The sequence below is a fragment of the Amphritea sp. HPY genome (assembly GCF_050870985.1).
Classification (GTDB): domain Bacteria; phylum Pseudomonadota; class Gammaproteobacteria; order Pseudomonadales; family Balneatricaceae; genus Amphritea.
Genome location: NZ_CP194015.1, coordinates 4,814,506 through 4,841,183, shown reverse-complemented (window position 1 = coordinate 4,841,183; position 26,678 = coordinate 4,814,506). Strand labels below are relative to the sequence as shown.

Below are 26,678 nucleotides of genomic sequence, written 5' to 3'. Positions count from 1 at the left end.
GTTACTAATTACTTTTCTTGTCAATGGGTAATGGAACGGCTTGTGGCAACGCAGGCACTAACTGAAAGAAAGTCTCACCCTGTTTTACCATTCCCAGTTCATTTCGGGCTCTCTCTTCCAGCGCCGCCAACCCCTGTTTCAGGTCTTTCACTTCAGCATCCAGCTGATGATTACGCGCCACCAGATGATCATTCTCTGAACGTTGCCGTTCAATCTCCTGTTGCAACGCCCAAACCTCACGCAGGTTAGCCTCACCGAACCAAAGTCGGTACTGCAGCCCCAACAGGGTTATGGTCAGTAGTAACAGAATCCAGCGAAACATAATTTTCAGTCTATGGGTGAAGCGATACTTTTATTTCATAAAAAAGGGGGCATAAAGCCCCCCTTAGTATTTCACAAGTCAGCAGGCAGATTAAGCCTGACCTTTAATTTCGCTCAGACCGTTATAAACAGCCTTTTCGCCCAGCTCGCCTTCGATGCGCAGCAAGCGGTTATACTTAGCGACTCGGTCAGAACGACACAAGGAACCAGTCTTAATCTGACCTGCAGCAGTACCGACCGCCAGGTCCGCAATGGTAGTGTCTTCAGTTTCACCGGAACGGTGAGAAATTACCACAGTGAAGCCAGCATCTTTCGCCATCTTAATAGCGTCCAGAGTTTCAGACAGGGAACCGATCTGATTAAACTTGATCAGAATCGAGTTACCGATACTCTGCTCGATACCACGGCTCAGAATCTTAGTATTAGTTACAAACAGATCGTCACCAACCAGCTGTACTTTGTCGCCGATCTTGTTAGTCAGGTACGCCCAACCATCCCAGTCAGACTCATCCAGGCCATCTTCGATAGAAACGATTGGGTAATTTTCGGTCAGCTCAGCCAGGTAATCACCAAAACCTTCTGCATCGAACACTTTACCTTCACCGGACAGATCATACTTGCCATCTTTGTAGAATTCAGACGCTGCACAGTCCAGTGCCAGTGTTACATTATTACCTAGTTCGTAACCGGCATTAGCGATCGCTTCTTTGATCACTACCAATGCTTCTTCATTAGAACCCAGGTCAGGTGCGAAACCACCCTCATCACCGACCGCAGTGTTCAGACCACGGGCTTTCAGCACCGCTTTCAGTGCGTGGAAGATCTCGGCGCCACAACGCAGAGCTTCAGCAAAATTCGGCGCACCTACCGGCTGAACCATAAATTCCTGGATATCAACGTTGTTATCAGCGTGCTCACCACCGTTGATGATATTCATCATAGGTACCGGCATAGAGAACTGGCCAGATGTACCGTTCAGATCAGCGATATGCTCATACAGCTCAACGCCTTTCTCAGTCGCAGCCGCTTTAGCTGCTGCCAGAGAAACCGCCAGAATAGCGTTAGCACCAAGTGTCGCTTTGTTTTCAGTACCGTCCAGATCCAGCATCTTGTTATCCAGCGCGCGCTGGTCGATAACATCCATGCCCATCAAAGCGTCACGAACAACACCGTTAACGGCAGCAACTGCTTTCAATACACCCTTACCCAGGTAGCGGGACTTGTCGCCGTCACGCAATTCCAGCGCTTCACGGGAACCGGTAGACGCACCGGATGGTGCACAGGCAGTACCCATTACGCCAGAGGTCAGAATAACGTCGGCTTCGACGGTAGGGTTACCGCGCGAATCAAGAACTTCGCGGGCCTTAATATCAGCAATCTGTGCCATTGATCAAACTCCAAAAATTATAAGTATTCTTTTTACTTCTGCAGGTCAGCCTGTGTGAGGGCTGCCTCAATGAAGCCCCGGAACAGACCATGGCCATCCCGCGGAGTAGAGGTAAATTCCGGATGGAACTGACAAGCAACAAACCAAGGATGATCCGGCACTTCCACCACTTCAACCAGTTCACCATCAACCGAGCGACCAGAGATGATCAGGCCTGCCTGTTCCAGCTGAGGAACATAGTTATTGTTTACTTCATAACGATGACGATGACGCTCACTGACTTCAGTAGCACCATACGCTTTATGCGCTGTAGTACCCTCTTTCAGATGACAAATCTGTGCGCCCAGGCGCATAGTTCCACCCAGGTCATCAGCGTGATCACGGACTTCGGTAGCGCCTTCCTCAGTCATCCACTCGGTGATCAGACCGATCAGAGGAGAAGCCGAATCTTTATCAAATTCGGTACTGCTGGCATCTTCAATACCCGCAACATGCCGAGCATACTCAATGACAGCAACCTGCATTCCGAGACAGATACCCAGGTAAGGGACTTTATTCTCACGGGCATATTTCACCGCCGCGATCTTACCTTCAACACCACGCTCACCGAAGCCGCCTGGCACCAGAATCGCTGAAACATCTTTCAGCAGCTCTACGCCATCACGCTCAACGTGCTCGGAGTCGATATATTTGATATTAACTTTGGTACGAAGCTCGATTCCCGCATGGGAGATCGCTTCGATCAGTGACTTATACGCATCCAACAGCTCCATGTACTTACCGACCATGGCGATAGTCACTTCACGGTGCGGGTTGAGCTTGGCATCCGCAACGCGATCCCATTCAGTCAGGTCTGCAGCATGGCAATCCAGGTTGAAACGCTCGCATACGATCTGATCCAGTTTCTGCTCACTCAGCATCCGTGGAATCTTGTAGATAGAGTCAGCGTCTGGCAGAGAGATAACCGCACGTTCTTCAACGTTGGTAAACAGCGACAACTTGCGACGGGAAGATGCTGGAATTGCTACTTCAGAACGACAAACCAGAATATCCGGCTGAATACCGATGGAGCGAAGTTCTTTCACCGAGTGCTGTGACGGCTTGGTTTTAAGCTCGCCAGCTGTGGCTATGTAAGGCACCAGGGTCAGATGCATAAACATCGCACGGTTAAAGCCCATCTCAACTTTCAGCTGACGTACCGCTTCCATAAACGGCAGGGATTCAATATCACCGACAGTACCGCCGATCTCGACTAACGCGATATCAGCATCACCAGCACCTTCAATGACCCGACGCTTGATCTCATCAGTGATATGCGGAATAACCTGTACCGTACCACCCAGATAATCACCACGACGCTCTTTACGCAGTACGTGCTGATATACACGACCGGCAGTAAAGTTATTACGCTTGTTCATGGTAGTACGAATGAAGCGTTCGTAATGGCCAAGATCCAGATCGGTTTCGGCACCATCTTCGGTGACAAATACTTCACCATGCTGGATCGGGCTCATAGTACCCGGATCAACATTAATATATGGGTCCAGCTTCAGCATAGTTACTTTCAGCCCCCGCGCTTCAAGAATAGCTGCGAGTGATGCGGATGCGATGCCTTTACCCAATGAGGAAACAACACCGCCTGTGACGAAAATATAACGCGTCATGAGGAACCTGTATCTGGTCTTGAAAAAATGATAAAACTGCTTTGAAAACAGCTATACGAGATGGGGCTACAGGGTACCAGATTCGCCACTGGCAGACAATGCAGCAGAACGCCATTTCAAGACAAATCCAGAGACATTTTTTTCACTCTGCCAACCCTCGCAAATACAGATTCCGGGAACCGCCACAATTTCATCGCCAACAACGCAAACCGGCCACTGCGCACGTAGCCATGGTGGTATGTTTTTTTCCTGAAATAGCTTTTTCAAAGGACAGGAGCCACCCCGTCCGGCAGGCCGGCAGCGGTCTCCTTCACGGCGACTTCGAATAACCACTCCAGCCAGGGTTTTCAGCCCTGAATCAGCAACCTCAACCTGCAGCTCCCCCTGCGACAGAGAGACCCCCTCCTCAGTCAAAGGCAGCACAGGCCACTCAATGCCTGCTTCAGATGCAACTGTCAGATAAAGGTTATTCCTATAGCGCCGCAACAGCCTTTCACCAAGCTGCAATTCTGGAGAACTACCGGGCTGTGCTGCAATTACATCACTGAAAACAACCGCCAGCTGCTGGCGACTGATTCGCCCCCCGCCCTGCCTGGCGATCCAGAAGCGCAACAAATTATGCTGCCGGGAAAGTGATAATTCGGAAAGCAGATTCAGATCCAAGGCAGTGAACTTTGTAGCGATGTGCGACAGATCAATTGCCGCCAGCTCATCCAAAAGCTGGTCAGCATCGCTCATATATTCGGCTGTACGCTGCCAACGCCCGACAAAGCCCGGCCAGCGCGATTCCAGCAACGGCATCACCTGATGGCGTAGAAAATTCCGGTCAAAGGTCGGATCCAGGTTACTTGGATCATCAATCCAATCCAGATGATTTTGATCAGCCCAGTTTTGCAGTTCTGCGCGGTTACGCTGTAACAATGGTCTTAACAGTCGGCCGGCACCGACAGTCCGGGTTACTGGAATACCGCTCAAACCACGCAAGCCAGCACCACGCAATAAACGATATAACATGGTCTCAGCCTGATCATTACTGTGATGTGCCAGCAGCAGACAGTCACCGACATTCAGAAACTCCTCAAATGCCCGATAACGGGCATCCCGGGCAGCTCTCTCAAGACTGGCTGAGGCATCGACAGTAACGCTAACAGAATGATAACTGAGATTTCGTTGTTGCGCCTGACGCTGACAAAAGTCACGCCATTGAGAAGAGCGGATCTGCAATTGATGGTCGACGTGCAAAACGACTATCTGATCGGCAGGTAAAACTTTGGCAGCTAATGCCAGCAACACCATCGAATCGAGACCACCACTAAGGCCGATAACCCAACGCCGGATATCCATACGTGAATCTGCTTGCTGCAGAGCCTTAGTGAATTGTTGTTCGATATCGGCCATAAACAAAAACCGCCGGACAGGCCAGCGGTATTTCTTCTACTCGATGCCGTAGGACATCAGTCGTTGATAGCGTTTTTCAAGCAGCTCTTCCTGCTCGAGGTCAACGAAGCGATCAAGGGTTTCCAGAAGATGCTTCTTCAGGTTCGCAGCCATCAGACCATGATCACGATGCGCACCACCTAAAGGCTCATCGACAATCTGATCGACAAGACCCAGCTCATGCAAGCGGTCAGAGGTCAGGCCCATCGCTTTTGCTGCATCCGGAGCACGATCCGCACTCTTCCACAGGATAGACGCACAACCTTCAGGAGAGATAACCGAGTAGGTTGAATATTGCAGCATCAGCAGTTCATCACAGACACCGATAGCCAACGCGCCACCGGAACCACCTTCGCCAACAACCGTGGCAATGATAGGGGTCTTCAGACGCGACATCGCAGCCAGGTTAAAAGCGATCGCTTCACTCTGGCCACGCTCCTCAGCGTCTATGCCCGGATATGCTCCAGGTGTATCGATAAAGGTCAGGATCGGCATCTTAAAGCGCTCAGCCATCTCCATCAGGCGCAACGCCTTACGATAACCTTCAGGCCGCGGCATACCAAAGTTGCGACGCACCTTCTCTTTTACTTCACGGCCCTTCTGATGACCAATAACCATTACCGGACGACCTTCCAGCCGGGCTATACCACCAACCAGCGCATGATCATCGGAAAAATGACGATCACCGTGCAGCTCTTCAAAATCATCGAAGATATGCTTCACATAATCCAGGGTGTACGGTCGCAAAGGGTGACGTGCGATCTGCGAAATCTGCCATTCAGACAGGTCCTTAAACAGTGATTCAGAAAGATTGCGACTCTTAGCCTGCAACTTACCGATCTCTTCTTCGATATTCAGCTCATTGTCGTCACCCACCAGGCGAAGCTCTTCAATTTTGGCTTCAAGGTCGGCAATCGGCTGTTCAAAATCCAGATAATTGGGATTCATAGGTCACGTGTTCCGTTTGTTTTACTTCATTCAGCCCAGTCGCATAATATAAATGCTCTGCTGAACGATAAAAAATTGGGCTAATTCTACCTGTAGATCGACTCAAGAACCAGTGTGTTCAATAGCGAATATTGACGGCATCACCGCCAAACTGGTCTTTAAGCTTCAGCAACAGCTCATCGGTCGGCTCAACCTGCCAGCCCTGCCCCAGACCTATCGTTCCTGCCGCATCCTCACGCTGATAGCGTAATGCCACTTCAAGCTGAGATCGTCCTTTAGCTGATTGCAAAGTCTGCTCAAGCAACTTCAAACTCTGCATTTTAAGGCGATCCGCCGAACAACTGATCTCAAGATGGCTGGCATAGCGCGCCCGACACTGGGTAATATTGGTCACCTTATTCCCCCGCACCTTGAGTTTATCTGTGCCGGAATAGCTATCTACCGTAATCTCGCCCTCAATCAGTAAAATCGCATCTTTAGCCAGGGCATGACGATTTTCATCATAAGACTCACCAAACAGAGAGACCTCGATACGCGAGGTTCTGTCATCAAGGGTGACAAAACAGAGCGGGTCACCCTTCTTGGTTTTTTTCACCCGCAGATCAACAACCAGACCCAGCATTTTCTGTTGCTGGCCCCGGGCCGGAACCAGCTCAACAATACGTTTGGATATAAAGTTAGGCAGCTCTGATTCGTACTCATCGATCGGATGACCAGTAACATACAGGCCTAAAGTATCTTTCTCACCCTGAAGACGCTCTTTATCGGTCCAGGTGCGCAGTTTCATATACTCTGAATATGGATCCCGCGGCTGTTCAGCTTCCACCTCACCAAACAGATCAAACATCCCTGCATTCTGGTTACGTTCTTGCTGATCAGCACCTTTCAGGGCCTCAGGTATAGCCGCCCAGAGCTGAGCTCTGTCAGGCCCTAAATGATCTAAAGCACCAGCGCGAACCAACGCTTCCAGTACTCGCTTATTTAGTTTCTTACTGCCAACCCGCTTACAGAAATCGAAAATATCGCTGAATTCTCCGCCCTTTTCCCGAGCTTCGACAATTGACTCGATCGGCCCCTCACCAACACCTTTAACGGCACCCAGGCCGTAGACGATCTCACCATTATCGTTAACCGTGAACATATACTCGCCACAGTTAACATCCGGCAGCACCAGCGGTAACTTCATGGTGCGGCACTCTTCGATGAAGATAACCACTTTTTCGGTGTTCTGCATATCAGAGGACAGTACCGCCGCCATAAAGGGTGCCGGGTAATGCGCCTTTAACCAGGCCGTCTGATAGGAAACCAGAGCGTAAGCTGCTGAGTGAGACTTGTTAAAACCGTAGCCGGCAAACTTCTCCACCAGATCGAAGATATTCCCTGCCAGATCACGATCAATACCGTTATTTTCAGAACCCTCAAGAAAAGAGGCCCGCTGCTTTGCCATCTCTTCAGGCTTTTTCTTACCCATCGCCCGACGCAGCATATCTGCACCACCGAGGGAATAACCAGCCATAACCTGGGCGATCTGCATGACCTGTTCCTGATACAGGATAATACCGTAGGTCGGTTCCAGCACTGGCTGAAGGCTCTCTAACTGATAATCCGCATGCGGGTAAGCCAGCTCAGCCTGGCCATGCTTACGCAGGATAAAGTCATCCACCATGCCGGACTGCAACGGCCCCGGACGGAACAGTGCCACCAAGGCCACAATATCCTCAAAGCGACTTGGTTGCAGGCGTCGTACCAGGTCTTTCATACCGCTGGACTCAAGCTGGAATACCGCCGTCGTTTCAGCCGACTGCAACAGATCAAAAGTAGTCCGGTCTTCGAGATCGATCAGTGCTATATCCAAGGGCTCTTCACCGGCCCTGGCGCGTATACGATCAATGGTTTTTACTGCCCAATCGACGATAGTCAGGGTCCGCAAACCGAGGAAGTCGAACTTAACCAGACCAGCCTCTTCGACATCGTTCTTATCGAACTGCGTAACCAGACCGTGACCATGCTCGTCACAATAGGTTGCTGCGAAATCAGTCAGCTTAGTTGGCGCGATAACCACACCACCGGCATGCTTACCCACGTTTCGGGTAACACCCTCCAGCCTGTAAGCCATATCCATGATTTCCTGGGCTTCTTCATTGCCCTGGACAAATTCGCGCATCAACGGCTCTTCATCCATCGCCCGATGCAGCGTCATACCGATCTCAAACGGGATCAGCTTGGATAGTTTATCCGCCAGACCAAACGCCTTGCCCTGCACCCGGGCAACGTCACGCACTACCGCTTTGGCGGCCATCGTACCAAAAGTAACGATCTGCGATACCGCATCCCGACCATAGGTTTCTGCAACATAATCGATAACCCGCTCCCGGTTATCCATACAGAAGTCGATATCGAAATCGGGCATCGATACCCGCTCCGGGTTCAGGAATCGCTCGAACAGCAGATCATATTCCAATGGATCGAGGTCGGTGATTTTCTGGGCATAAGCAACCAGAGATCCGGCACCAGACCCCCGCCCCGGACCTACCGGAACACCGTTATCTTTACCCCACTGAATAAAGTCCATAACAATCAGAAAATAACCGGGAAAACCCATCTGGGTAATGATATCCAGCTCGAAATTTAGCCGGTCTTCGTAGGGCTGACGTTTTTCTGCGTAATCCGGATCGTCGCGGTCCAACAGGATCTCCAGGCGATCCTCCAATCCTTTCCAGGAAACATCAGCAAAAAACTGATCCATCGTTTTACCGGCAGGGATCGGATACTTAGGCAAGTAATATGTACCCAGATCAAGCTCGCCATTACAACGCTTAGCGATCTCTATCGTGTTTTCAATTGCCGAGGGGATATCAGAAAACAGCTCTGCCATCTCGTCAGCAGTCCGCAGATACTGTTTATCGCTATAAGTTTTTGGACGGTTCGGATCATCCAGGGTTCGACTCTGATTAATACAAACCCGGGTTTCATGGGCTTCAAAATCATCTGCTGAGATAAACATAACCTCGTTGGTCGCCACCAACGGGCACCCCGTTGCATGAGCAAGCGCAACTGAACCATGAACACAGACCTCATCACCCGGCCTGTCAGTGCGCTGTATCTCTAGATAAAAACGTTCTGGAAACACCGCCAACCATTTATCCAGGACACTTTGTGCTGAGCCATTATCGGCCAATAGCGCACAACCGACCTCGCCCTCTTTTGCTCCGGACAGAGCGATCAGGCCTGCAGACTTTTTAGCTATCCAGCTACGTTTCAGCAGCGCCTTTTCAGGAACAATATTCTGCCCCTGCTCATATGACAGGGAAATCAATTCCATCAGGTTACGATAGCCCTTGTCATTCATGACCAGCAAGGTCATGCGATAGGGTTCAGATTCTGGTTCTGCTTCGTTTTCAACCCAGATATCGGCACCAAAAATTGGTTTTATACCGGCACCGGTTGCCGCTTTATAAAACTTAACCAAGGCAAATAAATTAGCCTGATCAGTCATCGCAACGGCTGGCATCTGCTGCTCTTTAGCGGCTTTCACCAGCTCTTTTATACGAACCAGCCCGTCTACCAGGGAAAATTCTGTATGCAGACGAAGGTGAACAAAGGAAGGATCGGTCATCGTTATCTTAGTTGCCTGAAGGTTAACGGTTTATTAGTTCAGCTACCGGCCGGAAGCTACGACGATGTTCAGGTAGCGGCCCCAACTGTTGTAAACGTTGCATATGCAGCGCAGTAGGATAGCCTTTATGCTTGGCAAAGCCATAATCAGGGTGGCGCTGATCCAGCTCAACCATCTCTCGATCACGGTACACTTTAGCCAGAATAGAGGCGGCACTGATAGCAGGCTCTTTAAGATCACCTTTCACTATCGGCTCCGCTGGACATGGCAATCCGGTTGGACAGCGATTACCATCAATCAGGGCAAATTCAGGCTGCACCGAAAGCCCGGCAATTGCGCGCCGCATCGCCAGCATTGTCGCATGAAGAATATTAAGCTCATCAATTTCAACCGGACTCGCCCAGGCGATATGCCAGGCCAGCGCCCGCTCTTTAATCAAAGGGTACAGCTGCTCACGTTTCTTCTCGGATAATTTTTTAGAGTCTGTCAGACCGGCTATAGGGCGCGCTGGATCAAGAATCACTGCTGCAGCTACAACATTGCCGATTAATGGTCCGCGACCAACTTCATCAACCCCGGCGACCAGATCCGTGCCGGTAAAATCAAACCCAAGCGGGTGCATTAATCAGTCTCCGGAATAGGTTTATAACCACGCTGCTGTAACAGTTGAATAATCGCCTCGGCGGCACCCTGATCAGCATCCTGGCGTAACTGTTTATGTATTGCAGTAAAGCGTTCCTTGAGCGGACTACCTTGCTCACTATCCCTCAAGGCTTGCTCTACCGCCGGACCCAGTATTGCAGGGGTAACATCATCCTGCAGTATTTCTGGAACCAGTGCTTCATCAGCCAACAGGTTCGGTAATGAAATATGAGCACTTTTTACCAACCGGGAAAGAATCTTATAACTCAATGGAGCCATTCGATAGGCAACCACCATCGGCTTCTTCAGTAGCATCGCTTCAAGCGTTGCAGTACCCGACGCCATGAGAATGGCATCAGCCGCAGCCATAACCTCTCTCGAGCGCTGCAAAATCAACTTAACATTTAGCTGTGGATACTTTTCATCCAGCAGTACTCGTAACTGATCAAAGCGTGTTTGATTAGCCGCAGGCATGACAAACTGTAACTGTGGATGACGCTGCGCTAACCAACCTGCGGTATCAAGAAACGGCTCAGCAAGATATTTAAGCTCACCACCACGACTCCCGGGCATGATCGCCACCAACTTAGCATCGGCAGGTAAGTTAAGACCGGTCCTTGCCGCTTGCTGATCCGGCTCTAGCGAAATCATATTAGCTAAAGGATGGCCGACAAACTGTACCGGCATATCATGCTGTTGATAAAAGCGTGCCTCAAAAGGAAACAGCGTCAGCATCAGGTCGGTCGTTTTGAGAATTTTGAATACGCGCTTACGGCGCCAGGCCCAGACGGAAGGACTGACGTAATGAACGGTTGCGATACCCGCGGCACGCAACTTACCTTCTAGATTAAGTGTAAAATCCGGAGAATCAATACCGATAAAAACGTCAGGCTGAGTGGCGATAAAATGCCGGACCAGATGTTTGCGTATGCCCATCAGCTCACGCAGCCGACCAAGCACTTCCACCAACCCCATAACCGACAGTCGCTCCATCGGATAGAGTGAGTGGCATCCGGCGGCGATCATCAGATCACCACCGATACCTTCTACTTCTATTTCAGGAAAGCGAGCTTGCAGGGCTTTAATCAGACCGCTACCGAGGATATCCCCGGATGCTTCACCGGCAACAATCCCGACACGTAGCTTGTTCCCCATCACAGTCCCTAGCGGATAATGCCCCGATCTGAGGCCTCTAAAGAATCAATCATCAGCTGAATTTCAGAAGTCTCTGACACCATAATCTTAAGTTCAAGCAAAGCTTCTTCAACTTTCAGACCACTACGGTAGATAACTTTGTACGCCTGTTTGATTTTGCGAATAGACTCAGCACTGAATCCCTGACGGCGAAGCCCTTCAGAGTTTATCCCATGAGGTTTGGCACTATTACCGTTCGACATCACAAACGCAGGGATATCTTTCAGCACCACGGTACCGGCACCGCACATGCTATAAGATCCGATACGACAGAACTGATGCACTGCAGTGAACCCACCCAGAATAATATTATCCCCCAGGTGTACGTGTCCGGCGATCGCTGAATTGTTGGCCATAATGTTGTTATCGCCAACGACACAGTCGTGTGCAACGTGCGCATTGGCCATAAACAGGTTATTACTACCGATGATAGTAATGTTGTTATCCTGAATAGTGCCACGGTGAATGGTGCAGCCTTCACGGAATATATTATTATCTCCGATCACCAGTTCAGTGGGTTCACCCGCGTACTTCTTATCCTGACAGTCTTCTCCAATACTGGAAAACTGAAATATTCGGTTGTTTGCGCCGATTCGAGTCGGTCCTCGCACAACCACATGCGGGCCAATTTCTGTACCCGCCCCAATCTCAACATCGGGGCCAATAATACTCCAGGGGCCGACCTTAACATCGTCAGACAACCGGGCAGAAGGATCAACAATTGCACGTGAATCGATCAAGACTAAACCTTTCTGTCAGCACAAAGAATAGTTGCGGAGCTTGCCAGCTCACCATCTACTGTAGCACGTACATCAAACTTCCAGATACCCCGTTTCTCAGAAACGATACGGGCCTCCAGTTGAAGCTGATCACCTGGCACTACAGGACGCTTAAAACGCAGCTTATCAGAGCCTACAAAATAGTAAATGGAGCCATCCTGCGGCGTCTTATCCATAGTTTTAAAACCAAGAATACCCGCCGCCTGCGCCATCGCTTCCTGAATCAGAACACCAGGCATCACCGGATGGTCCGGAAAGTGACCATTGAAAAACGGCTCATTTACGGTCACATTTTTATAGGCAACAATTGACTCGCCCGGCGTTAGCTCAACCACACGGTCTACCAGTAGAAACGGGTAGCGGTGGGGCAAATATTTGCGAATCTCATTTACATCCATCATTCAGACTGACCTTTACTGTTCTGTTGCTTAACAATTGATTCTAATTTCTTTACGCGCCGGGAGATATCATCAAGCTGCCGAAAGCGAACCACATTCTTTTTCCATTGGTGATGCGGTTCCGCAACTGTCCCGGACGAATAGGCTCCAGCCTTACTAATCGATTTACTGACCAGCGTCATAGCAGTCACATGCGTGCCATCAGCAATTTCAAGATGCCCGGTAATTCCACAAGCGCCTGCTATTGTACAGTTTTTACCTATGCGAGTACTGCCTGCGACGGCGGTGCAGCCTGCGATCGCAGTATTTTCACCTATTACCACGTTATGAGCTATCTGAATCTGGTTATCCAGGATCACGCCATTACCGATCTCAGTGTCATCCAGCGCACCACGATCGATGGTCGTTCCTGCGCCGATTTCAACATCATCACCAATGGAGACCCCTCCGAGCTGATGTATTTTCACCCACCGCCCTTGCTCATTAGCGAAGCCAAAACCATCAGCCCCCAACACAGCACCACTATGGATACGACAACGTTGTCCCAGCTTAACATCAGGGTAAAGGGTTACATTAGCTAAAATCTGGCACCCTTCACCGACAACACAACGATCACCAATCACCGTATTGGCTGCGATCACTACACTTTTAGCGATCACAGCGTTGGCACCGACGACTACATTCGGTCCTAACTGGGCGGATTCGTGAATTTTGGCGCTTTCTGCAACGCAAGCTGAAACATCTATCGATGCCTCAGCATCTGCAGTGTTATTAAACAACGCTGTACAGCGGGCATAGGCAAGATAAGGATTCGATACGACCAGAGCAACACCCTGCACCTGATCTGCATACTCAGCTGTAACCAGAACAGCTCCCGCAGTGCTGCGCGAAAGCTTTTCAGCATATTTCGGGTTATGGAAAAAAGACAGCTGATCAGCACCTGCCGAATCGAGCGTAGCGATGCTTTTCAGACAAAGCGTTGCATCATCGGAAAATTCAATACCAAGGAATTCAACGATTTCTGCAACGGTATAACTACAACCACTCATATTCAGATCTTACGGCTACTGTTACTGTTTATTTAACAGATCAATAACGGTCTGCGTGATATCCAACTCAGGCTTAGCATAAATAGTCGCCTGCTTGTTGATCACCAGGTCATAGCCCTTGCTCTCGATCAGCTTACGGATAACCGCATCCAGCTTCGGACGCATCTCCTGCAGAAAAGCCTGCTCCCGGTCACGCTGCTTTTGCTGCAGCTCCTGACCCAGACGCTGATACTCAGAAAACACCTTCTGGAACTGCAAGCGCTGCTTATCAGCAACCTCTTTAGACTGAGTCCCCTGACTTTTCTGCATATCCTGCTGCATTTTCTTAGCCTGAGCTTCCAGTTCAACCAGTTTCTTCTGCTCAGAGCCGAACTCGGACTTCAGCTTTGCCCTGAAATTTTCTGCGGATTTACTGGAAAGCAAAGCTTGCTGGACACTCAAAGTTGCCACTTTATCGGCCATCGCCGAGACACTGAATAAAACTAACACAACAGCAACAAGTGAACGCAAATAACTCATATAACTCTCTCCTTAGAACTAAGATGGCGCGGTAAAAACTTTCTACAAAAGGCTTGACTACAAGTTCAATTAAAAAGTTCTGCCCAGGGCAAACTCGAAGAACTGTTCATCATCACCGTCTTTAGCATTCATTGGTTTACTGAAAGCAAACGACAATGGCCCTATCGGTGTCAGCCAGCTAAAGCCTAAGCCGACAGAATAACGGATCTCATCAAACTTAATTCCTGATTCACAGTTAGAACTACCAGCAGGACAATCCATCTGGAACACGTTACCGGCATCAGCAAACAACAGCGTACGCATCGAATTGGAATCTTGAATAAACGGGATAGGGAAGATCAATTCGCCACTGAAGTCTATTGCCGCAGTTCCGCCAAACGGATCATTATTTGAATCGCGAGGGCCCAGCGAGTTAGCATCAAAGCCTCGTACTGAGCGCAAACCACCACCGTAAAAGTTCTTAAAGAACGGATAGTCATTCCCCCCCATAGTACCGGCATAACCAAGCCGGGCCCGTGTAGAAAGGACCCAGCCACTATCTTCAGATAATGGCTGATACATACGATACTTGTATTCTTCTTTATGGTAGCTAAGGTCACTACCCGGAACGCCCACTTCAACCGAGGCACTATGGGAGTAACCGTTAGTAGGGAATATACGTCTATTCAGGTGATTATTACTCCAACTGGCCTTAGCTATAAAGTTAGTGTACGTATCTCCCTCTTGCGCAATAAACGCTGACACTTCTGCGGCAACATCAGTTGACGGTTTAATTTTTACCCCTTCAACACTCAAGCCAAAGCTCAAACGCTGATAATCATCGATAGGATAACCAAAAGTAACACCCGCACCCCATTCATCGGTGCTGAAGCTACTGATATCTTCCTCTTCATAGTCGGTTTCACGGAGGAAGAAATTGTATCCCCGACTCACACCATCGACGGTATAGTAAGGTTCAAAATAACTGAATTTATACTCTGTTACACTATCACTGTTAGTGATGCCAAAGCTAACGTTGTCGCCGGAACCAAGGAAGTTATCCTGGGAAACGCTCAGGTTCAGTATCGCACCACTGGTTTGTGAAAATCCGACGCTGGCGGTGAAGTTACCGGTATTATCTTCAACGACTGAATACTCAAGATCAACCTGATCGTCGGTACCTGGCACCGGCACTGTCTCAACATTAATATCTCTAAAATAACCCGTCTGTGCGACCCGCTCTTTAGAACGTTCGATTGCCGCCGTTGAAGCAATACCGCCCTCCATTTGCGACAGAGAGCGCCGTGTTACAGCATCTGCAGTCTTAGTATTACCCCTGACGTTTATACGGCGCACGTAAGTCCGCTTACCCGGCGAGATAAAATACTTTAATGAGATAGTCTTATCATCGTTCAGCTCAGGAACCGGGCTGACATTAGCAAACAGATAGCCATTATCACCCAGCTTGCGACGTACAGCCTCCTGTGACAGGGTCATATCCTTACGCGAGAAGACAGTGCCCGGCTCGACTACAATAGCGTCAAGCAACTTCCGTTCATCAATCACCAACTCACCGGCGACACCAACATCACGCACGGTGAACTGATCACCTTCGGTGATATTAATGGTTATATAAACATGCTTCTTATCAGGAGAGATCGACACCTGCGATGAGTCGATACTGAAATTCACATAACCCTGATCCATGTAATGGGAACGTAGTCTTTCAAGGTCGCCGGCCAGTTTTTCCCGCGCGTACTTATCATCGTCACTGAAAAACTTCCAAAAACTCGGCAATTTAAGCGAGAACAGATCTTTCAGATCTTCATCAACAAAAACGCTGTTCCCAATAATATTGATATGCTGAATGGTGGCAACTTTACCCTCTTTGATATCAATATTCAGGGCCACCCGGTTACCTGACAATTGTTCAATCTCAGTCTGGATATCTGCGCCATAGCGCCCCTGCCCCGCATACATACGGAGCAGGTCGAGGCGAATTTTTTCTAAAGTAGCCCGTTTAAACACATCACCTTCACGCAATCCGGTCTGCTCCAGACCTTTCAACAGCGCTTCGTCTTCTATCGCTTTATTGCCTTCCAGGCGAATCAGGCTTATTGCTGGTCGTTCCTGCAGGGTCAGCACCAGGACATCACCATCCCGAGCGATCTGTATATCATCAAAGTAGCCGGTTTTAAATACCCGCCGGGTAGCCGTTGCCAGTGAGGACTGATCAACCTGGTCGCCGGAATCCACGTCAAAATTTCTCAGTACCAGGCCAGGTTCCACCCGCTGAAGACCTTCTAGCCGTACATCCTTTACCTGAAAACTTTCTGCCTGCACTGCTGAAGCCAGCAGAGCCAGAGAGAAGAGAAGCCCGAGTCTGATTTTCATGAACTACTTCTTTTATAAAATTCTATTTAAAGCCGCATCAGATCGTTGAAAATCGCGACGCCCATCAACATAAACAACAGAGTCATTCCGATCCGCAACCCGAACATCTGAATCTTTTCAGAGACCGGTCGACCACGAAACAGCTCCACACTGTAATACAACAAGTGCCCACCATCCAGCATCGGTATTGGTAACAAGTTTAAAATACCGAGACTGATACTAAGGTAAGCAAGAAAACCGGCAAAAGCCTCGATACCGGAAGCAGCAGAAGCCCCCGCCACTTTAGCAATGGTTATCGGCCCACTCAAGTTTTTTACTGACAAGATCCCTTCGAGCATTTTCCAAATAGAATCAAGGGTTAGCGATATCATCTGCCAGGTTTTAGTAAATGCCTGCGGCACCGATTCTAATACGCCGTAGCGCACCGTGCGTAACATCTCTGACGGCCAGGCAACCGGCACTACTGCAGCCCCAACCACTCCGATTCTACGACCATCATCGGCCACTATTTCAGCAGGAATAACAGCCACATTTCGTGCTACTCCGTTATTTTCGACCGCAAACATCAGCGACTGCTGCGGGCTTGATTGAACCTTCTCGACTAACTCATCCCAGTCTTTCAGCTCAACATCATCAATATGAGTGACCCGATCCCCCTGCCGTAACCCTGCCAACTCAGCCTGACCACCTGCCACCAATTCGCCCAGTACGGCAGGTATCGACGGTCGAAATGGTTCGATACCAACCGCCATCAACGGACTTTCGTTTTCCAGATCAACCTGCCAGCCTGTTAAATCCAGCGTAAAACGCTTCAAAGCCGGAGTAGCTGGATAGCGCACCTCGACCACTACCTCGCGATCCTCTCCAACAAAAGCCGCCAGCGCCAGATTTACCTCATCCCAGGATTCAGTTGAACGGCCACCGATCGAAACCAGCTCACCTCCGGGCAGCACTCCAGCCTGCTCAGCAACACTCTGCTCCACGACGGCATCAATCAAAGGTACGACTTTCTCAACGCCGACCACAAACATGGCCCAGTAAACGAATACTGCAAAAGCAAGGTTAACCAATGGACCGGCCGCGACAACAGCTATCCGCTGCAGCACCGGCTTACGATTGAACGCCTGACTCAACTGTTCATCAGGCACATCTCCTTCACGCTCATCCAGCATTGAGACATAACCACCCAAAGGGATCAGCGCAATTACGTACTCGGTACCTGACTTATCTCGCCAGCTAAGCAGCGGTTTGCCAAAGCCAACCGAAAAACGCAGCACTTTGACACCACAACGCCGGGCAACCCAAAAATGTCCATACTCGTGTATGGTCACCAGGATTCCCAGAGTCACGACTAAGGCAAGAACAGTGTTGAGAAATTCCATCGACTAAACAGCCCTTTTAAAACGAATGGTTACCAGAACTCTCAAAGTAACGATTAAAGCTAATACTGTATTGAGAAACCCCATCAACCAACAACCTTTAAAAAATAGGCAGGGCATGAATTCCAACTACAAACAAAGGTGCCGCTGAAGTAATACTGTCAATTCGATCAAGAATGCCGCCGTGACCCGGTAGCAAATTACTACTATCTTTAATGCCACGATAGCGCTTAAGCATACTCTCAAACAGATCACCAAGGACTGATACCAGCCCTGCGATTACTGATAACAGCAACAGATAGACAGCGACCATCAGCTCGAGTTCAAGATAGACAATAAAACCAAGCGAAACCAAAGCACAAGCGACTAACCCACCCCATAACCCAGCCAGGGTCTTACCTGGGCTGACGTGAGGCGCCAATTTCTTATTACCCCAGGTTTTACCGGCAAAATACGCCCCGATATCAGCCCCCCAGATCAGCAGCAACAGCATCAGCAAAATAACATCACCCCCTGGATGACGTTGAATACTGACCAGCGCCATCCAGCTCGGCACCAATACCACCAGACCTATAAGGAAACGCTGCCAACCTGACTGCCAGCCTTTGGCTGACGGGTAATTAACCACCCAAAACAGGGCAACAATCCAGAAACCAACGGCAAGCAACAGCAATGATTCATAATCGCCACCGGGCAAAATGTAATTAGCTAGTGCAAGCAGCGCAGCAACCAGAGACACATAACCAAAACGCCCTGTAGCAGACTGGATACCGGAAAGGTTAGCCCATTCCCAGGCCCCCAACAGGACTATGGCGGCTATAAATAACTTAAACAGTTCAAACGACAACAAGAACAACCCAGCCAGAACAATTGGCGCCAGCACCAGGGCGGTCCAGAATCGTTGTTTAAGCATTATCTACCCCTATCTGCTCACTGGTTTTTCCGAAACGGCGTTCACGGGTCAGATAGCTCTGAATCGCTTCTGCCAATGAAAATTTATCAAAATCAGGCCACAGCAGATCACTAAAGTAGTATTCGCTATAGGCCATCTGCCAGATCAGGAAATTACTGATCCGCTGTTCGCCAGCGGTTCGGATACAAAGATCCGGTGCCGGCTGGTCATTCAGGGTGATATAAGAACCCAACACCTCTTCATTGAGGTCTTCAGGCTTTGCCTCCCCCCTCAGACAAGCTTCAGCAAATTGCTTGGCCGCCTGCACAATATCCCACTGACCACCGTAGTTGGCCGCGATATTCAAAATCAATCCGGAGTTGCCCGCCGTTAACTGCTCAGCTTTAGCTATCTTTTTCTGTAAGGACTGGCTAAACCGGCCTTTATCGCCAATAACGTGAAGACGGATATTGTGCTTATGTAGCTTTTTGACTTCGCGTTCAAGTGCGAATGCAAAAAGCTCCATCAAGCCTTTGACTTCGAGCGCAGGGCGTTGCCAATTCTCACTACTGAAAGCAAATAGAGTCAGAGCTTCAACACCCATCTCTGCACAACCTTCAACAACACTTCGCACACTGCTAACACCAGCTTTATGACCGGAAAGGCTGGCTTTGTTGTGTTTTTTGGCCCAACGATTATTACCATCCATGATAATGGCAATATGCCTTGGCACAGACTTACCATCGGGCAGGTGCAATTGTATTTTTTCCGGCATATATAAACCAAAATCCCGTCTGCAATATCGACTACCGCAGACAGGATTATATCCCTATCAGATTTCCATCAGATCGACTTCTTTCGCTTCCAGCAGTTTATCCACCTCAGCAATAAACTTATCTGTCAGCTTCTGAACCCGATCTTCGGCACCACGACTCTCATCTTCGGTAATCTCTTTCTCTTTAAGAAGATCCTTGATATCACCATTAGCATCTCGACGAATACTGCGCACAGAAACGCGACCATTCTCAGCTTCCTGGCGTGCCTGACGAATAAATCCCTTACGGGTCTCTTCTGTCAGCGCAGGCATCGGCACGCGAATCACCGCACCCGCTGTCGAAGGGTTAAGCCCCAGATCCGACTTATAAATTGCTTTTTCAATATCAGGCACAAGGTTGGATTCCCACGGGGAAATCGACAAAGTCCGACCGTCTTCAACACTAATATTGGCAACCTGACTTAGCGGAACGTTAGAACCATAGTAGTTCACCTGAACCGTCTCAAGAATGCTCGGATGAGCACGACCAGTACGGATTTTCTTCAGGTTAGTTGCCAGTGCATCAAGGCTTTTCTGCATCCGCGCCTGAGCGTCTTCTGCGATCTCATTCAGCATACTTTTCTCCTACCGTCTCATTGTTATCAATGACGGTTCCTTCATCGCTGCCAACAATCAGATTGGCCAGCGCACCTGGTTTATTCATATTAAACACCCGGATCGGCATATCATGATCACGAGTCAGACAAAGAGCTGTAAGATCCATTACACCGAGCTGCTTATCTAACGCTTCATCAAACGTCAGATGGCGATAACGCTTTGCCGTAGGATCTTTCATCGGATCAGCCGTATACACGCCATCCACCTTAGTCGCTTTAATAACGACATCCGCATCGATCTCAATGCCGCGCAAACAGGCCGCAGAGTCGGTGGTAAAAAATGGATTGCCGGTACCGGCAGAAAAAATAACTACATCACCCTGATTAAGGTAACGGACCGCATTACGGCGATCATAATCATCAACAACCCCGGTCATCGGAATTGCCGACATTACACGGGTCGGTATATTGGAGCGCTCCAGAGCGTCGCGCATTGCCAGAGCATTCATCACCGTCGCCAGCATACCCATATGGTCGCCAGTGACACGATCCAGGCCCGCAGCACTCAATGCAGCACCACGGAACAGATTGCCACCACCAATAACTATGCCTACCTGAACGCCAATCCCCACTAACTGGCCAATTTCAAGCGCCATACGGCTCATAACCTTGGGATCAATACCAAAGTTCTCATCACCCATCAGGGCTTCACCGCTTAGTTTCAGAAGAATACGTTTATATTTGGAATGCTGATTTGAGGCCGGCATTGGTATCGTCTCCACCCAGACTGAGTTCGCACCAGTGTAACAAGAAAAAAAGTGATTGCGCACCCAGAACAGGCACGCAATCAGTCAGAAAGGTTATATTAACCTTTCAGCTGTTCAGCAACTTCGTCAGCGAAGTCTTTCTTCTCAACTTCAATACCTTCACCCACTTCAACGCGGATAAAAGAAGCAACAGAAGCGCCGGCATTTTTAACCAGCTGACCAACGGTCAGTTCTGGATTTTTAACAAACGCCTGCTCAACCAGACTGTTTTCAGCCAGGAACTTGTTGATACGACCAACAACCATCTTCTCTGCGATTTCGGCTGGCTTGCTAGCCATATCCGGCTGCGCCAGGATGATCTCTTTCTCTTTCGCAACAACATCAGCAGGCATATCTTCTTTACTGACAACCTGAGGGTTAACAGCAGTAACATGCATTGCAACGTCTTTAGCCAGCTCCGCGTCACCACCGGTCAGTGCAACCAGAGCAGCCAAAGTACCAGTGCCGTGCACGTATGCAGCAACAACGTCGCCTTCTACGATCATCACGCGACGAACACTAATGTTTTCGCCAATTTTCTGAACCAGCGCTTCGCGAGTTTCAGCCAGCTCACCAGCCATCAACGCTTCAACATCAGCTTGCTTCTCAGCGAACGCTTTCGCCAGAACCGTCTTTGTGAATGCCAGGAAGTTCTCATCACGGGCAGCAAAGTCAGTTTCAGAGTTAATTTCAACAGCAACCGCATAGCTGTTATCGTCTGCAACCTGAACTACAACAACACCTTCTGCAGCAGTACGACCAGCTTTTTTAGCAGCTTTCATGCCAGACGCTTTACGCAGCTCTTCGATAGCCACATCTACGTCGCCACCAGCAGCAGCCAGCGCTTTTTTACACTCCATCATACCCAGACCGGTACGATCACGCAGTTCTTTAACCTGCTTAGCGGAGAACTTTGCCATTTGGTTTTACCCCATCAACAATCTAAAATTTCAAATTCAAAAAAGGGGAGCAGCGCTCCCCTCCTGCGTGTTTGAATACTTGATTCAAACCACCTGCCAGCCTGATTACTCAGCAGCAGCCGCGTCGTCTTGTACTTCTACAAACTCGCCTTTATCGGCAGCGTTTCCTTCAGTACCATCAGAACAGGAATCAGCAGCAGCTTTAACGTAGATCTGGATCGCACGCAGTGCATCGTCATTACCTGGAATAACGTAATCAACGCCATCCGGGTTGCTGTTAGTATCAACGATACCGATAACAGGGATACCCAGCTTGTTTGCTTCGTTGATAGCGATACGCTCGTGATCAACGTCAATTACAAACAGAGCATCCGGCAGACCGCCCATATCTTTGATACCACCGATAGAACGCTCCAGCTTTTCCATTTCGCGCTGACGCATCAGTGCTTCTTTTTTGGTCAGCTGAGCGAAAGTACCGTCCTGGCTCTGTGCTTCCAGATCACGGAAACGACGGATAGACTGACGAATAGTCTTGTAGTTCGTCAGCATACCACCCAACCAGCGGTGGTTTACGTATGGCATACCTACACGGCTTGCTTCTTCTTTGATGGTCTTGCTCGCAGCACGCTTAGTACCAACGAACAGGATCTTGTTCTTGTTGGAAGCCATACCTTGGATTACATCAAGAGCACCATTCAAAGCTGGCAGCGTGTGCTCCAGGTTGATGATATGAATCTTGTTACGAGCACCAAAGATGTATTTACCCATCTTTGGATTCCAGTAACGGGTCTGGTGACCGAAGTGAACACCTGCTTTCAGCAGGTCACGCATTGAAACTTTTGCCATTATATTTTCCTAAATATGTAAGGGTTAGACCTCCATGCACCCCATCCCCCAACCGCAAGCGGCACCCAAGGCGATGTGACGGTACATGTGTGGATTTAAAAACCTGTGATCTTTGCCACAAATTTCGAGCGCGGATTTATACCATAAACCAGACAACTTTTGAAGTTAAAGTTTGAAGCCTTTTGTCCTCGCAGCGTTAATTGGCTACAATCGACCACAAAGCAACAGCCACCAAGACACACTATTTTAAGGGTTAATATGAGCATTACGATTAAAACGCCGGAAGAGATTGAAAAAATGCGGGTAGCCGGCCGTCTGGCTGCTGAAGTCCTGGAAATGATTGAGCCCTACATCAAACCCGGCGTTACTACCGACGAGATCAACCAGATTTGTCACGACTATATTGTCAATGAGCAGGATGCCATCCCTGCGCCGCTGAACTACCATGGATTTCCGAAATCTATCTGCACCTCCGTAAACCACGTTGTTTGCCATGGTATTCCTAACGATAAGAAAATGAAGAACGGGGATATTATCAACGTCGACATCACCGTAATTAAGGACGGCTATCACGGCGACACCAGCAAAATGTTTTATGTTGGCAAAGTTCCGGCCCACGCCGAGCGACTGTGCGAGGTCACACTTGAATGCCTTTACAAGGGCATGGAACTGGTAAAACCCGGTGCCCGCCTCGGTGATATCGGCCACGTCATTCAGCACCACGCAGAGAGCAATCACTATTCCGTAGTACGTGAGTACTGTGGGCACGGTATCGGAGCTGAGTTCCATGAAGACCCACAGGTCGTTCACTACGGCAAGCCTGATACCGGTGTAGAATTACAGGAAGGCATGACTTTTACCATCGAGCCGATGATCAATGCCGGCAAACGCCACGTTAAACTATTAAAACGGGATGGCTGGACGGTAGAAACCGTTGATAAGCGGCTATCTGCACAATGGGAGCATACACTGCTGGTCACCGCCGATGGCTACGAAGTTCTGACCAAACGTTCAGAAGAAAAATTCTGAACGACGGCTAACAGCCTCTGGCCGTTTGCTCTGGCGCTAATTACCGGAAACCTGTCTCTATGCCTAGTACAGCCTTCGCCGCCGATGAAACACTGTTTTCGGCGGCAGAATTTGAATCAGCACTGACCGAATCAGATTCACCTATCCCTGTATTTAAACAGACCCTCAATGACGCTCAGGATAAAATGAATGAGCGATTCAGGAATGGCGAAGATATCCGCAAACTGATCTACGGCAGAGCCTGGTTAATTGACCAGCTTCTGCTTCAGGCATGGGGCCTGTTCGACTGGCCGGATGCTCGGCATTATGCACTGCTCGCCGTTGGTGGTTATGGCAGAGGAGAGCTTCACCCCCGTTCCGACGTCGATCTGCTGATAATGCTCGATAATGTCAAAGACGACACTGTTCAGGAAAGTATCAGCGGTTTCCTGACACTACTCTGGGATATCAACCTGGACATTGGCTCCAGCGTTCGCACTATCGACGAATGCTACGAAGAAGCGATGAACGATATCACCATCGCCACCAACCTGATCGAGTCCCGCCCCCTGGTCGGCAATGAAGATCTGCATATCCAGATGTACCTGCGAGTCACCTCAGAAGGCGCCTGGTCGGATAAAGAGTTCTTCATCGCCAAGGTCGAAGAGCAGCGAGGCCGGCACGATAAAACCAATGATACCGAATACAACCTGGAACCTAATCTGAAAAACTCTCCCGGTGGTCTGCGCGATCTACAGACCATCGGCTGGGTCGCAAAACGCCACTTCGGCGCCACCTATATCAGAGACCTGGTTGATCACGGTTTTGTTACCGAATCAGAACTGGAAACTCTGAATAAAGGCGAGCTATACCTCTGGACTGTGCGTTACGCTTTGCACATGCTCTGTAATCGTCGGGAAGACCGGCTTTTGTTTGACCATCAACGGACTCTGGCTGAATTTTTCGGTTATACCGACAGCGATGGAGCACTGGCGGTCGAGCAATTCATGGTCAAGTACTACCGGATCGCCAAAGCGATGTCCGAATTCAATAATATGCTGCTGCAATATTTTGATGAGGTAATCCTTCGCGGCGAAGAAAAGCAGGCTATTGAACCACTGAACAATCGCTTCAACCTGCATAACGGTTTTATCAAGGCAGCCCACCCCAAAGTATTTGAACACCATCCATTTGCCATGATGGAGATGTTCGTCCTGCTGGCTCAACACGATGAGATCAAAGGTGTCAGGGCTTCGACTATTCGCTTGATACGGGATAACAGGCACCGGATTGATGACGATTTCCGTAGCGACATTCGCAATGTATCGTTGTTCATGGAACTGTTGAAGCAGGAAAATAAAGTATCCACAGAACTGAAGCGCATGAATCGTTATGGCATTCTGGGGCTGTATCTGCCGGAATTTGGCAGAATCGTCGGTCAGATGCAACACGACCTGTTTCACATCTATACGGTCGACGCCCACATCCTGAAAGTAATTCAGAAGATCCGTCAGTTCCGGCATAGCGATTATCGGGAAAAGTTCCCCATCGCCCACCGCATTATCAATCAACTGCCCAAACTCGAACTGATTTATGTCGCCGGGCTATATCACGATATAGGCAAAGGCCGTGGTGGCGACCACTCGGAACTTGGCGCTGAAGATGTCATTCATTTTTGCGAACGCCACCACCTGGGCAGATGGGACACTCATTTGGTGCAGTGGTTGGTTCGCAGCCACCTGCTTATGTCTATGACAGCACAGCGTAAAGACATTTCAGACCCGGATGTAATCCATCATTTTGCCCTGCAGGTCCGTGATATCGTACATCTGGATTATCTCTATATATTGACGGTAGCCGACATCAACGCCACCAACCACACCCTCTGGAACAGCTGGCGGGCAACTCTGATGCGCCAGCTCTACACCGATACTAAGCGGGCGCTACGCAGAGGGTTGGAAAACCCGATTAACAAAGAAGACCGCATCGAACAAATCCAGAACGAAGCGATGGCCATCCTCAAACGCAAAGGTTATCGCGAAACAGAGATACTCGAGTTTTGGAGCATGCTTGGCGAAGATTATTTCCTACCCGAGCAGCCTCAGCATATTGCCTGGCAAACCCAGGCGATACTGGAACACGGCGACTCAGACCTGCCACTGGTAATGATTCGCAAGACCTCATACCGGGCATTTGAGGGCGCGACCGAGATTTTCATCTACACAAAAGACTCTCACAACCTGTTTGCCGCTGCGGCCTCAGCACTCGATCAGCTGCACCTGAACATCCAGGATGCGCGAATTATGGTGGCAGACAATAATCAGGCGTTAAATACCTACACGGTACTGACCGAAGACAATTTACCGCTTCCAGACGATGACGTGTATCTGGATCAGATCCAGCTAAGCCTGATTGAAGAGCTTGATGACCCGGATGACTTTCCGGCGATAATCCAGCGACGCATACCGCGACAGATGAAACTTTTTGCCTATCCGACTCAGGTCAACCTGAGTACTGACCCTAATACCCTGCTGACCACCCTGGAAGTCATTACTCCTGACCGCCCGGGTCTTCTGGCACGCCTTGGCGGCATCTTTGTCGACTTTGGCATTTCAGTACGTAAAGCAAAAATAGCCAGTATCGGTGAGCGGGTAGAAGATTATTTCTTCATCTCCGATGATCAGGGCCAGCCAATCAGTGATCCGAATATCTGCCTGCAGCTTCAGGACGCTATCTGCCAGCAGCTGGATGAACATATTCAATCCGAATAACAAATAAGCATTAAGACTAATAACATGGATAAGCAAAATGGATAAGCAACAACAGACAGAACTCGAAGCCGCCGCATTTCGCCGCTTAGTTAAACATCTGGATGATCGCAAAGACGTACAGAATATCGACCTGATGATTCTGGCGGGTTTCTGCCGCAACTGCCTGTCTAAATGGTACAAAGCCGCAGCGGATGAGAAAGGCGTAGAAATGAGCTACGAAGAGGCCTGTGAGCAGGTTTACGGCATGCCCTACTCTGAATGGAAAGCACAACACCAGAAAAAAGCGACGCCGGAACAACTGGCCGCTTTTGAAGCGACGCAAAAACCGAAATAAACGTTGCCGCTATAGCCAAAAAAA

At 49.3% G+C, this 26,678-nt stretch carries 23 protein-coding genes; 3 read left to right on the top strand and 20 right to left on the bottom strand.

What is annotated here, in order from left to right:
* Nucleotides 1-4: 4 nt before the first annotated feature.
* The 20 genes from ftsB to rpsB all read right to left on the bottom strand — a co-directional run bounded on the left by ftsB (nucleotide 5) and on the right by rpsB (nucleotide 22,541).
* Entirely contained in the window at nucleotides 5-322 is a 318-nt protein-coding gene (gene ftsB, locus ACQUQM_RS21525) for a cell division protein FtsB (protein ID WP_432471925.1), read from the bottom strand.
* Between the two features lie 90 nt (nucleotides 323-412).
* On the bottom strand, nucleotides 413-1,708 hold the full coding sequence (gene eno / locus ACQUQM_RS21520; RefSeq protein WP_432471924.1) for a phosphopyruvate hydratase: 1,296 nt from the start codon (nucleotides 1,706-1,708) through the stop codon (nucleotides 413-415).
* A 32-nt stretch (nucleotides 1,709-1,740) separates the two neighbouring features.
* Entirely contained in the window at nucleotides 1,741-3,372 is a 1,632-nt protein-coding gene (locus ACQUQM_RS21515) for a CTP synthase (RefSeq protein WP_432471923.1), read from the bottom strand.
* Nucleotides 3,373-3,438: 66 nt separating this feature from the next.
* A complete protein-coding gene (gene tilS, locus ACQUQM_RS21510; protein ID WP_432471922.1) occupies nucleotides 3,439-4,770 on the bottom strand; it encodes a tRNA lysidine(34) synthetase TilS in 1,332 nt (443 codons plus the stop codon).
* Between the two features lie 36 nt (nucleotides 4,771-4,806).
* A complete protein-coding gene (accA, locus tag ACQUQM_RS21505) occupies nucleotides 4,807-5,757 on the bottom strand; it encodes an acetyl-CoA carboxylase carboxyl transferase subunit alpha (RefSeq protein ID WP_432471921.1) in 951 nt (316 codons plus the stop codon).
* A gap of 118 nt (nucleotides 5,758-5,875) precedes the next feature.
* Nucleotides 5,876-9,373, bottom strand: coding sequence for a DNA polymerase III subunit alpha (gene dnaE, locus ACQUQM_RS21500; protein ID WP_432471920.1), 3,498 nt, complete (start codon nucleotides 9,371-9,373; stop codon nucleotides 5,876-5,878).
* 22 nt (nucleotides 9,374-9,395) lie between these two features.
* On the bottom strand, nucleotides 9,396-9,995 hold the full coding sequence (rnhB, locus tag ACQUQM_RS21495) for a ribonuclease HII (protein ID WP_432471919.1): 600 nt from the start codon (nucleotides 9,993-9,995) through the stop codon (nucleotides 9,396-9,398).
* Nucleotides 9,995-11,170, bottom strand: coding sequence for a lipid-A-disaccharide synthase (lpxB, locus tag ACQUQM_RS21490; protein ID WP_432471918.1), 1,176 nt, complete (start codon nucleotides 11,168-11,170; stop codon nucleotides 9,995-9,997). Before lpxB ends, rnhB begins: the two co-directional genes overlap by 1 nt.
* Nucleotides 11,171-11,178: 8 nt before the next feature.
* Nucleotides 11,179-11,949: an acyl-ACP--UDP-N-acetylglucosamine O-acyltransferase gene (gene lpxA / locus ACQUQM_RS21485; RefSeq protein WP_432471917.1), complete on the bottom strand. Its 771-nt coding sequence runs from the start codon at nucleotides 11,947-11,949 to the stop codon at nucleotides 11,179-11,181.
* A gap of 2 nt (nucleotides 11,950-11,951) precedes the next feature.
* Complete coding sequence (fabZ, locus tag ACQUQM_RS21480) at nucleotides 11,952-12,389, bottom strand: 3-hydroxyacyl-ACP dehydratase FabZ (RefSeq protein WP_432471916.1); 438 nt, start codon at nucleotides 12,387-12,389, stop codon at nucleotides 11,952-11,954.
* Nucleotides 12,386-13,435, bottom strand: coding sequence for a UDP-3-O-(3-hydroxymyristoyl)glucosamine N-acyltransferase (lpxD, locus tag ACQUQM_RS21475; protein ID WP_432471915.1), 1,050 nt, complete (start codon nucleotides 13,433-13,435; stop codon nucleotides 12,386-12,388). Before lpxD ends, fabZ begins: the two co-directional genes overlap by 4 nt.
* A gap of 21 nt (nucleotides 13,436-13,456) precedes the next feature.
* Entirely contained in the window at nucleotides 13,457-13,954 is a 498-nt protein-coding gene (locus ACQUQM_RS21470) for an OmpH family outer membrane protein (protein WP_432471914.1), read from the bottom strand.
* 69 nt (nucleotides 13,955-14,023) lie between these two features.
* Complete coding sequence (gene bamA / locus ACQUQM_RS21465) at nucleotides 14,024-16,327, bottom strand: outer membrane protein assembly factor BamA (protein ID WP_432471913.1); 2,304 nt, start codon at nucleotides 16,325-16,327, stop codon at nucleotides 14,024-14,026.
* Nucleotides 16,328-16,353: 26 nt separating this feature from the next.
* Nucleotides 16,354-17,709 (bottom strand): RIP metalloprotease RseP, encoded by a 1,356-nt coding sequence (gene rseP, locus ACQUQM_RS21460; RefSeq protein WP_432471912.1) that lies wholly within the window; start codon nucleotides 17,707-17,709, stop codon nucleotides 16,354-16,356.
* 97 nt (nucleotides 17,710-17,806) lie between these two features.
* Entirely contained in the window at nucleotides 17,807-18,619 is an 813-nt protein-coding gene (locus tag ACQUQM_RS21455; protein WP_432471911.1) for a phosphatidate cytidylyltransferase, read from the bottom strand.
* Complete coding sequence (uppS, locus tag ACQUQM_RS21450) at nucleotides 18,612-19,373, bottom strand: polyprenyl diphosphate synthase (RefSeq protein WP_432471910.1); 762 nt, start codon at nucleotides 19,371-19,373, stop codon at nucleotides 18,612-18,614. Before uppS ends, ACQUQM_RS21455 begins: the two co-directional genes overlap by 8 nt.
* A 57-nt stretch (nucleotides 19,374-19,430) precedes the next feature.
* Nucleotides 19,431-19,988: a ribosome recycling factor gene (frr, locus tag ACQUQM_RS21445; protein WP_432471909.1), complete on the bottom strand. Its 558-nt coding sequence runs from the start codon at nucleotides 19,986-19,988 to the stop codon at nucleotides 19,431-19,433.
* Complete coding sequence (gene pyrH, locus ACQUQM_RS21440) at nucleotides 19,978-20,736, bottom strand: UMP kinase (protein ID WP_432471908.1); 759 nt, start codon at nucleotides 20,734-20,736, stop codon at nucleotides 19,978-19,980. The genes frr and pyrH overlap by 11 nt, the downstream gene beginning before the upstream one ends.
* A 98-nt stretch (nucleotides 20,737-20,834) precedes the next feature.
* A complete protein-coding gene (gene tsf / locus ACQUQM_RS21435) occupies nucleotides 20,835-21,695 on the bottom strand; it encodes a translation elongation factor Ts (RefSeq protein WP_432471907.1) in 861 nt (286 codons plus the stop codon).
* 105 nt (nucleotides 21,696-21,800) lie between these two features.
* Nucleotides 21,801-22,541, bottom strand: coding sequence for a 30S ribosomal protein S2 (gene rpsB / locus ACQUQM_RS21430; protein WP_432471906.1), 741 nt, complete (start codon nucleotides 22,539-22,541; stop codon nucleotides 21,801-21,803).
* Between the two features lie 258 nt (nucleotides 22,542-22,799).
* Here rpsB and map point away from each other — a divergent pair, with 258 nt between their 5' ends.
* The 3 genes from map to ACQUQM_RS21415 are packed head-to-tail and all read left to right on the top strand — an operon-like array spanning nucleotide 22,800 to nucleotide 26,654.
* Nucleotides 22,800-23,570 carry a type I methionyl aminopeptidase gene (map, locus tag ACQUQM_RS21425; RefSeq protein WP_432471905.1) on the top strand — a complete coding sequence of 257 codons (771 nt, stop codon included), beginning with the start codon at nucleotides 22,800-22,802 and terminating at the stop codon, nucleotides 23,568-23,570.
* A gap of 59 nt (nucleotides 23,571-23,629) precedes the next feature.
* Nucleotides 23,630-26,320, top strand: coding sequence for a [protein-PII] uridylyltransferase (locus ACQUQM_RS21420; protein WP_432471904.1), 2,691 nt, complete (start codon nucleotides 23,630-23,632; stop codon nucleotides 26,318-26,320).
* Between the two features lie 37 nt (nucleotides 26,321-26,357).
* Nucleotides 26,358-26,654, top strand: coding sequence for a DUF1244 domain-containing protein (locus ACQUQM_RS21415; protein WP_432471903.1), 297 nt, complete (start codon nucleotides 26,358-26,360; stop codon nucleotides 26,652-26,654).
* The last annotated feature ends 24 nt before the right edge of the window (nucleotides 26,655-26,678 follow it).

Bases quoted from the DNA above. Each gene is read 5' to 3' on its own strand.
- frr (WP_432471909.1), bottom strand. From the start codon at position 19,988: ATGCTGAATGAGATCGCAGAAGACGCTCAGGCGCGGATGCAGAAAAGC.
- ACQUQM_RS21455 (WP_432471911.1), bottom strand. From the start codon at position 18,619: ATGCTTAAACAACGATTCTGGACCGCCCTGGTGCTGGCGCCAATTGTT.
- tsf (WP_432471907.1), bottom strand. From the start codon at position 21,695: ATGGCAAAGTTCTCCGCTAAGCAGGTTAAAGAACTGCGTGATCGTACC.
- fabZ (WP_432471916.1), bottom strand. From the start codon at position 12,389: ATGATGGATGTAAATGAGATTCGCAAATATTTGCCCCACCGCTACCCG.
- lpxD (WP_432471915.1), bottom strand. From the start codon at position 13,435: ATGAGTGGTTGTAGTTATACCGTTGCAGAAATCGTTGAATTCCTTGGT.
- tilS (WP_432471922.1), bottom strand. From the start codon at position 4,770: ATGGCCGATATCGAACAACAATTCACTAAGGCTCTGCAGCAAGCAGAT.
- pyrH (WP_432471908.1), bottom strand. From the start codon at position 20,736: ATGCCGGCCTCAAATCAGCATTCCAAATATAAACGTATTCTTCTGAAA.
- bamA (WP_432471913.1), bottom strand. From the start codon at position 16,327: ATGAAAATCAGACTCGGGCTTCTCTTCTCTCTGGCTCTGCTGGCTTCA.
- map (WP_432471905.1), top strand. From the start codon at position 22,800: ATGAGCATTACGATTAAAACGCCGGAAGAGATTGAAAAAATGCGGGTA.
- accA (WP_432471921.1), bottom strand. From the start codon at position 5,757: ATGAATCCCAATTATCTGGATTTTGAACAGCCGATTGCCGACCTTGAA.
- dnaE (WP_432471920.1), bottom strand. From the start codon at position 9,373: ATGACCGATCCTTCCTTTGTTCACCTTCGTCTGCATACAGAATTTTCC.
- rseP (WP_432471912.1), bottom strand. From the start codon at position 17,709: ATGGAATTTCTCAACACTGTTCTTGCCTTAGTCGTGACTCTGGGAATC.
- rnhB (WP_432471919.1), bottom strand. From the start codon at position 9,995: ATGCACCCGCTTGGGTTTGATTTTACCGGCACGGATCTGGTCGCCGGG.
- ACQUQM_RS21470 (WP_432471914.1), bottom strand. From the start codon at position 13,954: ATGAGTTATTTGCGTTCACTTGTTGCTGTTGTGTTAGTTTTATTCAGT.
- ACQUQM_RS21515 (WP_432471923.1), bottom strand. From the start codon at position 3,372: ATGACGCGTTATATTTTCGTCACAGGCGGTGTTGTTTCCTCATTGGGT.
- ACQUQM_RS21420 (WP_432471904.1), top strand. From the start codon at position 23,630: ATGCCTAGTACAGCCTTCGCCGCCGATGAAACACTGTTTTCGGCGGCA.
- uppS (WP_432471910.1), bottom strand. From the start codon at position 19,373: ATGCCGGAAAAAATACAATTGCACCTGCCCGATGGTAAGTCTGTGCCA.
- rpsB (WP_432471906.1), bottom strand. From the start codon at position 22,541: ATGGCAAAAGTTTCAATGCGTGACCTGCTGAAAGCAGGTGTTCACTTC.
- eno (WP_432471924.1), bottom strand. From the start codon at position 1,708: ATGGCACAGATTGCTGATATTAAGGCCCGCGAAGTTCTTGATTCGCGC.
- ACQUQM_RS21415 (WP_432471903.1), top strand. From the start codon at position 26,358: ATGGATAAGCAACAACAGACAGAACTCGAAGCCGCCGCATTTCGCCGC.
- ftsB (WP_432471925.1), bottom strand. From the start codon at position 322: ATGTTTCGCTGGATTCTGTTACTACTGACCATAACCCTGTTGGGGCTG.
- lpxB (WP_432471918.1), bottom strand. From the start codon at position 11,170: ATGGGGAACAAGCTACGTGTCGGGATTGTTGCCGGTGAAGCATCCGGG.